The 12,367-nt window shown below is 34.8% G+C and carries 4 protein-coding genes; 1 reads left to right on the forward strand and 3 read right to left on the reverse strand.

Annotation, left to right across the window (positions count from 1 at the left end; translation table 11 throughout):
- Positions 1-900: 900 nt before the first annotated feature.
- Genes AB674_RS02385 through AB674_RS02395 form a run of 3 tightly spaced genes read right to left on the reverse strand, consistent with a single transcriptional unit; the run spans position 901 to position 8,826 of the window.
- On the reverse strand, positions 901-1,488 hold the full coding sequence (locus AB674_RS02385; RefSeq protein ID WP_131701507.1) for a hypothetical protein: 588 nt from the start codon (positions 1,486-1,488) through the stop codon (positions 901-903).
- A gap of 11 nt (positions 1,489-1,499) precedes the next feature.
- Positions 1,500-8,366: an RHS repeat-associated core domain-containing protein gene (locus tag AB674_RS02390; RefSeq protein ID WP_047773532.1), complete on the reverse strand. Its 6,867-nt coding sequence runs from the start codon at positions 8,364-8,366 to the stop codon at positions 1,500-1,502.
- Between the two features lie 4 nt (positions 8,367-8,370).
- On the reverse strand, positions 8,371-8,826 hold the full coding sequence (locus tag AB674_RS02395) for a T9SS type A sorting domain-containing protein (RefSeq protein WP_047773533.1): 456 nt from the start codon (positions 8,824-8,826) through the stop codon (positions 8,371-8,373).
- A gap of 549 nt (positions 8,827-9,375) precedes the next feature.
- Between AB674_RS02395 and AB674_RS02400 the strand changes: the two genes are divergently transcribed.
- Positions 9,376-12,366, forward strand: coding sequence for a SusC/RagA family TonB-linked outer membrane protein (locus AB674_RS02400; RefSeq protein ID WP_053004180.1), 2,991 nt, complete (start codon positions 9,376-9,378; stop codon positions 12,364-12,366).
- Position 12,367: the final 1 nt, after the last annotated feature.

Consider the following 12,367-nt stretch of genomic DNA (forward strand, 5'->3'; position numbering starts at 1 on the left):
TTTGTCAAGAATATAATCATTGACCTTCCTATGATCAATTACTTCCTTTGATACCGGTTTTTTTTGCATTATTTTTATACAGATAAATTGAAAAATTATCAAAATTACCATCATACGACAATCTGTTTTGAGTATAAAACGAAGTATCGATCACGAAACAATAATTTAATCTACTATCATTTTTAATTTCAACATTAACAAATTGCCCATCCTCTAGTTTAGAATCTAAAATACTATTTTTTTACCATTATCACTTACTATATTTTGGCCTGATATATTCTGAAAAAACAAACTGAGCATAAATAAATATTTCATCTTTTTCATTTAAAATTGTTTACTAATTTAAATAAAAGCCTAGCCTGCATTCTATAACTATCATCGTTAATTGGATTATAAGTACCCCATTTCTCGCTTCCCAATCATAGAATTGAAATTCATCTACTACATTGAGATAGTCTTCTCCTCCTTTTCTAAACCAAGTATAATAATTTGCAATATGAACTAACTCATAACCCACCGTACTTGCTAATTTTTAGTAACTCGAAAAAGCCATTTTTGCTATTAATGCTTTACCTCCAAAAGCATGGTTCCCATTTGACTCAGAGCCTAAACTTAATCCAAGAGTTGTGATATCAACATCAATAATCTCTCTCTTCTAAAATCTAGGGTTATGAGCATCTGTCATCAAATCAGGGAAAACATTCGCTGCAAATTCATTCAAATTAAGCCCTTCATAATCTGCAGATACTTGAGGATTATCATAACCAGCAGCCTTAAGCCTATCGACAATCATACCTCGTTCAAGAATTCTGCACACAAAATGATTCAACCCACTGACAACTAATCCTGTAACAGCGCCCTGCTAGAAATTACCTCCTGTAAGGTCGCTCCACAGTCTTATTAATCGTTAATATCAATTCTTTTCCCACTATCATTTACAAAATAAGTAAACCTCTTATTTTCTGAATATTTAACAGATACTTTACAATTCTTATCGAATTTTTTAGAATAAAAACCTTTATTATAGTCAATAGATTCATTAGGCATTAAAACAATACAATCTCTAATTATATTTTCTAGTATAAAATCTTTAGAATCTTTGTAGATAGTATTTGTACTAAAATTTTTCTCATAAAGTTTGTTTGCGAATTTAAGTTTTAATTCTTCTATTGATTTTTCATATCTTTCTTTCTCCTCACATTTAAATTCTTTAATTTTTATTGGTCTAATAAATGGTAAATATGTTGGAAGATTATCTTCATTAATTTTTTTTTTGTTTTTAAAAATCTTTAAGTCAATATTCTTTTCAGATAAATAAATCGTATCATTTGTCAGATTTTCAATTTCAAATTGAAGCAAAACAAAATTATTTAAATATGTTTTACTTTCATATCCTAAATAATAGAAATTAATATTTTCAAAATTGTTGTTTTGTTTATGACTCATTATCAAAAAACAAATGCAAATTATATAAACTAACTTTTTCATACATGTTTTATTTAAGGTAAAAGACCGGGCACCCTATTATATCTATTTCCACCACTAACATAATTACGTTGAAGATTGGTATAAGCTTGCACATTTTGCTTTAAGCTAGTACTATCCTTCATGTAATTTATTGTGTACTTATATGCAGCATATTCGGAAGCATTATGGTTGTAATTACCATTAAAGATTTTATTGTGATAATCATGCACAAATTCGTGACCTATGGTTACTTCTAAAAATTCAGAACCATAACTAGCAACTCCATCTGAAATATATGTGGTTCCATTCAGACTAAAGCCTCCTACTTGATCATTCCCTACGGAGATCATTTGTAAATTTGGATCATATTTAGCAAGACCATCACTTGTAATTATACCTCGTCTATTCATTTCACTTCCCCATTTTAAATTTCTTACACCGTATTTAGATTTGTAGTCATCTCCAAATTTCTCTTTTGCAAAAGCGTCTAAATCTTGCCTTTCTTCAATCATATGTACATAATGATTCAATCCACTAACTACCAAACCAGTTACAGCCCCTTGCCAAAAATTACCGCCACTAAGTTTTGCTCCTACTCCTCCTGAAACCGTACCGAAAGCAATCATACCAAGATCACCTAGTCCTGAACCAATTCCAGTATGTTTAGTTAATGTCATAGTATAATTACCATTGTCGGAAATTGTATCTCCTCCTCCCCAAGCACTAGCCGCAATACTACTCAATGCTCCTGCTGCAAAACCACTCCAAAATTTACCTCCAGAGATAGCTGTCATACCTCCCTGAAAAGTACCATGGGCAGCGGCCTGAAATGCGGCCTGCGAGTAAAAATTGCTAAATAAATTACCTGCCGCACTACCAATCCCAAAAGTCACGGCAGAGCTTGCTGCTCCAATAAAGGTAGCTTTAGCTAATCCTCCTACATTAAAAGGAACGTCTGCCAATAATGCGGTCAAAGTATAGGTTACCGCTGCGATAGCTGCACCAATAGCAACAACAACTCCAAATCCAATTTCGGCATATTCACCACTCAGATCCGTGTATTTAAGCGGATTGTTTAACACATATCCATACTTGTTGTAATTTTGAGTATTATAAGGCTCTTGCACATAATTATCAGGTTGCAGAAAACGGTGCAATTTTGGATCGTACAAACGTCCATTCATGTGTATGATTCCTACACTTTGCAAATGTTCGTGTCCTGTATAGCCACGATCCAGAACGGTTAAACCTGCAAGAATATTGCCTGCACCATCTTGTACTTTTACAATATTACCCCAGGCATCAAACAGTCTTTTTTCAACTAACACTCCTGTCTGATTGGTTACCGCTACAATTGTACCTTGATAATCTCTGTGTAAATATAAATAATTTTGTGTTGTTCCATCGCTTTTCAAAACTATAGGTGCTGTATAGCCATCTCCTCCAATGTAAGTTACAAACTCAATGGCTCCTGTGACCATATTTTGTTTTACTTCCATAGTACCATCTGCTGAGTAATGTTTACGATACGTTCTTAACAGTTTATCTGCTTGCAAACCGCCGTAAAACATACTGCTACGGTCATTACCATCATTGTAGGTAAAACTTATTTTATCTACTCCTGTCTCCTCTATTTGTACCGGGCTTTTAAAAGTATTGTACGTAACATTTAAGGCTCTTGTTGCAGTCGCTGCATCACTGGTTTTACGAATCTGAACGTCATCGTACCAAACATTTCCTAATCCATTATTATCTAAACGTAGACGTAACTTCTTTACGTTTGCAGGAACTAAAAATGTTTTTACAACTTGTATCCAACTATTTTTTGTACTTGTTATTTCACTACTATAACTAAGAACATTTAAGCCGTCTTTCATCACTAAAACCAATTCTGGTTGTGGATTGTCGCTATAAACCCAAGCTGAATAGGTATATTGAGTAGCAACTGCATTATCAATATCAACCCACTTATCTGAAAAGACATATTGTTCTGTAGTTGCAGTATTTGCTAATTTTAAAGAATTCTTCCCGCTACGGGCTACTTTAGTATTGTCATAACTGTAGAATGCTGTATTAGGGAATCTTTCAACTCCCCAACCGGTTCTGTCTTCAAAACTATCATTAAAAATACCTTCTCTGTTGCCATAATGACCAAGAGCTTCCGGAGTTGGTCTTATGGCTTTGTTTTGATAGGTTTTAGCAGTATCATATTCATAAGTACCTACAGCATTTTGCGTAATTCTTCCCTTGTCATCATAAACCTGTGTCTCCTGAATACCTAATGCATTAGTATATTCCGTCAAACGATCTAAGGCATCATATTTAAAAGTTTCATTTCTGCTGAACAAGTTATTGCTACGACTGTTTAAATTTCCTCTTTTAATTTCAAAAGCGGTATTAAGTGTTACGTCATTTACAAGCGTAGGACTTGTTTTATCGTGTTTGATTTGAGTAGCGTAACCATATTGATCATAAGCATTTGTTATCACTATTCCGTTTCCTAAAGCAGCTGTTAAAAGCTGTCCTCTTTCATTCAATGTATTCGATTGCCACAATACTTGTTGCGTACTATCGTCTACAATTTGCCACGGAAATCCGTTTTGATAGGTATTTTTTACTGTTTTAGCACTGGTTTTTCCGGCTGCAGTAGCTGTGGAGGTTTCCTTTTCAACTCTTCCTAGAACATCAAATGACAATTGTTTTACAAAAATAGCATAAGGTGTCGTTTCTGTCGTCTTAAATAATCTTTTAAGAGTATCATACTCATAACTATTTGTAGTTGTTTTTACCTCTGCATTGTCTACGAAAGTATTACTTGTAATTTGATTTAAAGCATTATAAACATAAGTCGTCTTACTATTGGTATTGGTTCCTACAATTGTTTTTTCGGTTGGTCTACCTGCTGCATCATACACAAAGGCAGTTGTTCCGTTGGGCGTGGTCTCTGTTTTTAACTGACCAAAAGCATCATAACTATAGGTATAGATTCCTGCACTCGGATCAGACAACCAAATTTTATTACCCCAACCGTCAATATTCATCTGCACCTTATTACCAAGATAATCAGACTCTTTCATGTGTCCATTCGCAAAGTAAGCAAAATTTATAGTTCCTCCAGGATCTGTACTTTGTACTTTATTCCCTAATGCATCTACAGTAGCAGTGGTAATCTTACCATCATCGTTACTGGTAGTCGTTAAAACAGAATACGATAAAGTTTGTATTTTCCCTGTAGGCGCCGTTATTTTGGTGGGTCTCATTAAGTAATCATACTCATAAGTCGTCCAAAGAGTAGGTGCTGAAAAATAAGGTTCGCTTTCTTTTTGCTTGCGTCCCAATCCGTCGTAAACAATTTGCTTAGACACCATCGTATTTACAGTAAATCCTTTTGTAGAGCTTACTACAACTCTTCCTAAGACATCATATTGGGTAACTGTTTTGGCTTCCAGATTATTAGTGCTAGTGGACGTATATCCACCATTTGCTAATTTCGCATATACGATTGTTGTAGAAATTGGAGTTGTTGAAGAATTCGTTACCGTGGTATTGGTCAATTTCCCCCAGCTGTCATAGGTAAAATTACTAACTACTCCCATATAATCCGTAGATTGGGTAACCTGACCGAGTGTATTATAGGTAAAATTGGTTACGAATCCTTGGTGATCTGTTTTTTTAACCACAAATCGTTTGGTAGTGTCATATTCGTCCTTAATTGTTCTGGCAATTGGCATCGGGACAGCTGTAGGGGCTGAAACTGTTTTAGTCAATAAATTTCCTAATGCATCATAGGTCATATCCTCAACAATAGCATAGGTATTATGCCCTTTCTTTTCCGTTTTGGTCAAGTTAGCACCCGTATAAGTATAGACCTCTTCGGCGGTACGGGTATCTCCTGAAGCAACATTATTAGCAGATGTATTTACCTTTTTAGGTCGTCCAACATAATAAGCACTTTCCACACCTGTTGGATTATTATCATATTGAGAATCTGTTGTAACAGATCCTTGAAGTGTTGCGCCACTATATTGTTTAATCACACTTTTTGTTTCTAAACCATAATAGGTTGGTGATGTTACAACACCATCATACGTATAAGTATTTTCACTTTTAACTCCCGTCAAGGCATCAAGTGTTGTTTGTGTACTCAACAATACATTATACAACTTTGATGTTGGATTGATATACGTTGAAAAAACATTGGTTTTCGTGGTTAATAACCCACTCGGAGTGGCATCAAAAACCGTAGACGGATTGGTACTGGTCCACGTAACCGTATTTGCACCTCTAAGTGCTACGTCATTATACACTGTTGTCCAAATTTTGGTATCAGTAGCTGACAAGTACCAGCTGCTTCGTGTAGTTTTAGTAAAACCGACGGTTCCATAATTATAATTCGACACGTATCCTCGGTATCTAAAATCCTGAAATTTAGAAATACCGTTAATAGTGGCCGTTAATTTAGACACCAAAAAACTTCCAGAATTCCTGATAATTTCAATATTAGGATAGGTTACTACATTGGCGGAAGAATAAAAATCAGTGTAAATATCACCCTGACCCCCTCCAACTGCTTCCATTGGCAGATATTCAACTGTTTGTTTGATATTACCGCTGGATTCTGTCACCGATTTTAATCTGTTTTCTGTATCTACATTTTTATTGAATTGATAGTATTCAATTTTATTATAATGACCTCTCACTAAAACCAGATCCGTATTCGCTCCATCATATCTGTAATTTGATGTCACAGGAATTGGAATATCAGGAGAATTGGAGGTAAATACCGTAGAACTATAACCTAATGCAAAACCGGAAGCTCCAACTTTACCTATATTGTTTATAAAACTCGAAACCTCCCATTGCGTATCATGATTATTAATACTCCAATCATCTTTATAATATTTTCTCCACACACGTACCAAATCTGATTTGCCATCAGCATTAATGTCCATTGCATAATAAGTACTATAATGTCTTTGGGTATTGTAATAACTTCCTGTATCAGGCCAGTATTCCACAATATCAAGACTTTCTTTTACAAAAAATTCTCCTCCGGCAGGATTCGGATTGCTATAATAGATGTTCCATTGTGTTTGATTTGCGGCACCTTCACTGGTTGGAAGCATTATATCTGTTTTTCCATCCCCATTAAAATCTCCAAATAACATTTGTTTTGTTGTAGAGTATTGATCTAATGTTCCAGCTCCAAGTAACTCAACCTCAACCCACGGCGCAATCGTCAAGTTCTTAAAACTAACTACTTTATAAGTTTTATTACTCTTAACTAACAAAATATCAGATTTTCCATCTCCATTAAAATCCAATACATATCTTCTCTGATCTCTAGAAAAATGTGTCGAACTAAATTGTGCGTATCCTGGTGTATTGGGAGTTGTTGAACTATTTGGATTTAGATCTAACAAACGATAAACGTTTGGTGTAGTTCCAATTTCTTCATCCATCACACAATCTCTAGTAGTAGGGTCATCAGAATTATAGTTTCTAAATTCTTTGTAACCTAAAATCAAAACTTCAGAAATACCATCCCCATTGAAATCTCCTTCAACATATTCATTTTTAAATTTTTTAAATTCACCAGTAGCACATCTATCTGGCACACAATTAGAGTTGCATTCCCCTGCATTAGGAATAGAGATTACTTTCTCATAATCTAAACCAAAAGTGTTATTTACAGTACTATATATACCAAATATCAAACTATTTAACGATGTATCCTTTAAGTTTAGAATTGAATTATATTGATTCATCTTTCCATTCTTTAAAGTAGTAATTACCGACTTATATAGTGGTGACATTCCTGTAATATTCAAAGGGGAATTTCCGGTATTACCATTAAATAAATTTGTAAAAAGCTGATCATTAGCTACAAAATCTAATCTACCATCACCATCAAAATCACCAGCAAGGCTTATTTCATTAAACAATAAATTATTTGTGTACTCTTTCTCTATCCTTTGAGGTGTAGTAGGACTTAAACAATAGTCAAAAATAACCGGATTTGACAACTCATTCTGAGCATTTATCTCCTGTATTTCTTTTAGTCTCTGATAACCTAAACTGGTATCCTCTATGTGTGTAAGCTTATAAGTCCTAAAAACTACATTGTTTGCATAAACTTTTATGTTATCTAATATTTGTGTTGCGTAAACCGGGATTCCTTTTAAATAATCCCTTTCGATACGTGTTGCTGCTTTATAAAAAAAACTAATTTTATCCTGAGCAGCTATACCTGCTACAGTGTTTCCGCTGAAAACAATATTGTTAATATACAATTGGTTTGTACCATTGTAGGCAACAGTGCTATAATTATAATCGATAAAATTACCATTCACATCTTCATATCGTACAATATACCATGAATTTACAGAAACAGAATTTTGCAAACTTCCCGATCCTTTAGAACCGTACCAACTTCTGGAACCATCCGGAGCGGTTACAATAAAATAGGTTATTGTACCTTCTATCTTTAATTCAATTTTAGTATTGCTTTTATATTCCGTCTCGTATGTTGATCCTGCTGCCCAATAAGTCCCTGTTTTTATAAGCAATCGTTGTCCGTCTAATGACAATTTATCATCAACGTCAAAATCAACACCATCAACAAAACCATCAATATCGCGACGGCTTGCTATACGGCTAATAGTCGAAATACTATTGATACTCCAGCCCTGACCCGCTATACCTCCACGTACACCACTACTGTAGTTAAGATTTATTATTGGTGCTACCCCTTTTATACTGGGAGGAGTTGCAACAGGTAAAGTATAAGTTGCAGTACCTGAAGCCGAAATCTGTAGTTCACCTTTTGTATCCGTGAAATTTTGAGAAAAAACAAACGGAGTAAATAAAATAAAAAAGGATAAGTAAATCTGTTTCATAGAATTAGTCTTTTTGTTTAATAATTTTGACTGTTTTTTGGTCTCCGTCGGTATAGTTTAATACAACAAGATAAATACCTGTCAAATATTGCTGAAAAGAAATAGTAAGCGTATTTATGGTCTCTGTTCTCGAAAAAGTTTCTAATGTCTGTCCATTTAATCCATAGACGACTACCGAAGAAACTTTATTATTATCTATTAATTCCCATTTAAGATAAAGTTCTTCTTTGACAGGATTCGGATAATACGAAATCACATCTTCGGGAAAGAATTTTTGTAAATCCCCATCAACTATAGCATCAATCTCTTTAGTTTGATTCGCTGATTTAGCAGTACAGCCACTTAAGCATAGTACCCTGCTTATCTGATTTCCGGCTGTATCGTATCCGAATGTAATTTTTTGCTGCGCATTAGCTAAAGCGAAAGTAGCCAACAAAACTATCGTAATAACACTTCTCATAAGCACTTAATTTACTGATTATCAAACTTAAAACCATTACAAATAAATAAAATTAAAATCATTGTGCAACATTTTATTTATTCTATTCCTCTATAAAAAAAACTCCAAAAAGCAATATGCCGAAAATACCTGACTTGAGAACGTTTTTTGCAAATGTTAAAATTCATTATTAAACTCTAATTCGTTCAATTTTTACATGTGACTAGTTCTAAATAAACGATACATTTTTTTTAAGACTAGTCAATAAAACGAATTCTCGTTAAAAACAGCAAACTGTTTCTTTGCAAAAATTTTCATAAAATACTTCAGAAAGACTCCCTTGTTTTTTCCTCTTTTGGCTGTTTTTAAATTGCGTTTTGATCTGCATAAAACGCAATTAAGTCCATTAATAAAACGATGTAATTTCAACAAAAACCAATCATTTCTGTACAAATGTTGGTCTATTGCAACTAAAACAATAATAAATCAATTCAATACACTTATAAAGGCATTATCATTAATTAACATAAAATCAAGACGTTTACAAAACTAATCTTAGATAAAATAAACATGAAAAATGATCTAAATTTTAAAAGGTTTGCAACACTGCTATTGATTTTATTTATTCAAATAACAATCGCCCAGGAAGTAAAAATAACCGGGCAGATTTTTGACAAGGCAGGATTACCGATTCCCGGAGCTAACATAGTTTTAAAAGGAACCCAAGTGGTTGCCCAAACTAGTTTTGATGGAGAGTTTACAATCAGTGCAAAAGAAGGACAAACGCTTACTGTTTCATATGTAGGAATGAAAACATTGGAAATTCCGGCATCAAAATCAATGAAAATAACCCTTCAGGGGATCTCAAATGAACTTGATGCTGTTGTAGTTGTAGGGTACGGAACCCAATCTAAGAAAAATTCAACCGATAATATCGCCAGAGTTACCGCAAAAGATATTCAGCAAGTCCCCGTTGCCAACGTACAAAATGCATTGGTAGGTAAATTAGCCGGTGTACAAATCACGCAAACAAATGGTAAAGTAGATGGAGGAATTAACATCAGAGTTCGTGGAGCGGCGAGTATCAGTGCCGGAACACAACCTTTGTATGTATTAGACGGTATTCCGTTAATTACCGATGATGAGTCCAGCAATGGTGCGCCAACCAACCCACTGCTTACTTTAAGTACCAATGAGATTGAGTCTATTGATGTCCTAAAAGATGCTTCGTCTGCAGCAATATATGGTGCTCGTGGTGCTAATGGAGTTGTAATTATTACCACCAAAAAAGGGAAAGAAGGAAAAGGAACTTTCAGTATCAACCTTTCGCAAGGGGTTAGCGAACCCACACATAAAAAGAAATGGTTAAATGCTAAACAATATGTAGAATTATTACTGGAGGCAGGACGAAATGCAAACGATCTGCAATCTGTGGAGGAAGAATTAGAAAATTTATCTCAAGGTTCAGACTGGAGAAACGGACAAACATACACCGATTGGCAGGATATTGCTTTTCAGACCGGTCACACGACTGATGCAGATTTTTCACTTTCGGGAGGCGATCAGAAAACAAAGTATTTCATTTCAGGAGCTTACAACAATACGGTAGGTATCATCGACAGTAATGATTTAAAACGAATAACAGCAAGAACAAATTTATCGCATAAAGTTTTTGACAATTTTACGGTGGGTATGAACTTAAGCTTTTCCAGATCGTTAATCAACAGAGTTCAGGACGATAATTCCTTCACAACTCCGTTACAATCAGTAGCGCAAGCTCCAATCTCACCTGCCCGATTAGCAGACGGTAGTGCCAATCCTAATACCGAATATTCAAATTATCTTTTAGCCAAAGACAATACGTTCTGGAAAACCATCATGAGAAGATTAACAGGAAAAGTGTACGGAGAATATAAATTTTTACCCTCTCTAAAATTCAATTCTGATTTCTCTTATGATCTTTTATCTCAAACAGAAGATAATTGGGAAGGGAAAAATGCTCCTTTTATGGCTACTGACGGCGCCGTTTTTGCCTCTTCCGTAAACACCGAAAATTATATTTCGAGTAACTACTTTACTTTTGATAAAACTGTTGCAGAAAAACACAGTTTTAATGCTGTTGTCGGTATGGAGTATAATAAGTACCACAGAAGATATCAGGATGTAACCAGTATTTATTTTCCAAATGATAATTTTAATACCATAGATGGTGGTGCCGAAGTAAACGAAGGCCATGGTAGCGAAACGGATTATGTTTTTGTTTCTCAATTCGGAAGATTAAACTACGCGTTTAATAACAAATACCTCTTTAAAGCAAGTATTCGTCGTGACGGCTCTTCTCGATTTGGGAAAAACAACCGATTTGGCTATTTCCCTGCCCTTTCTGCTGGTTGGATTGTTTCTCAGGAAAGCTTTCTTAAAGACAATTCTGTTTTAACCTACTTAAAACTAAAAGGAAGCTGGGGGAAATTAGGAAATGCTGAAATAGGCAATTTTGCTTCACGCCAGTTATACCAAACAAATCCATATAACGCAAAATCAGGTTTAACTTTCGATCAGACGGGGAATGATAATCTGACCTGGGAGAAATCTACACAAATTGATTTTGGCTTTGAAACTCGTTTTTGGGACAGAATCACCCTTGAGGCCGACTACTATCAAAAAGATACTAATGGTTTATTGTTTGAAGTTCCTCTTCCAATAAGTTCGGGAGCAGCTTCTATCAATAAAAATATTGGAGCAATCAGAAGCAGTGGTTTTGAATTTACTTTAAATACCAAAAATATTGAAAAGGAAAACTTTACATGGAACACCAGTTTTAACCTGACCACCAACCAATCAAAAGTAAAATCTTTGCCGAATAACAATACTGACATTGTATCAGCCAATACAATCAACAGAGCCGGTGCCAATATCTCCTCTTTTTACTTAGTTGAATATGCCGGTGTTAATTCAGAAAATGGAGATGCACTTTTTTTCAAAAACACTGTAAATCCTGATGGTACGCTCAATAAAGAGCTGACAAGCGACTATTCTCAAGCATCAAGAGTGATTGTCGGAAATCCGTTCCCTACTTTAATGTCAGGTATGACCAATACGATTACCTACAAAGGTTTTGATTTTACCTTTACTTTTCAGGGAGAATGGGGTGCCAGTATTTACAACGATGCGGGTTCTTACCAATCTACCGCTGCTGCTGTTTATGACAATCAAACGGCAGATCAGTTAAATCGCTGGCAAAAACCCGGAGATGTTACGGATGTACCACAAGCAAGATTTGGAGGGAAAAATGGTACACAGAAATCAACTCGTTATTTAGACAAATCAGATTTTGTGCGTTTAAGAAACCTTACATTAGGATATACACTGCCTAAACAAGCCATAAAGGATACCGGACTGAGCAGTCTGAGACTCTATTTTACAGGTGTAAATTTACTTACGTTCACCAATTATAAAGGATTTGATCCCGAAGCAAGAAGAGACGATGGACCAATCGGAGAAGATTTTTATTCAGCACCTCCCGCAAGAACAATGGCTTTAGGAGTAAATATTAATTTTTAAA

This window comes from Flavobacterium sp. ABG (genome assembly GCF_001027725.1).
GTDB classification, from domain to species: Bacteria; Bacteroidota; Bacteroidia; order Flavobacteriales; family Flavobacteriaceae; genus Flavobacterium; species Flavobacterium cupriresistens.

Excerpts from the sequence above, each read along its gene's own strand:
- AB674_RS02385 (WP_131701507.1), bottom strand. The coding sequence starts at position 1,488 with ATGAAAAAGTTAGTTTATATAATTTGCATTTGTTTTTTGATAATGAGT.
- AB674_RS02390 (WP_047773532.1), bottom strand. The coding sequence starts at position 8,366 with ATGAAACAGATTTACTTATCCTTTTTTATTTTATTTACTCCGTTTGTT.
- AB674_RS02395 (WP_047773533.1), bottom strand. The coding sequence starts at position 8,826 with ATGAGAAGTGTTATTACGATAGTTTTGTTGGCTACTTTCGCTTTAGCT.
- AB674_RS02400 (WP_053004180.1), top strand. The coding sequence starts at position 9,376 with ATGAAAAATGATCTAAATTTTAAAAGGTTTGCAACACTGCTATTGATT.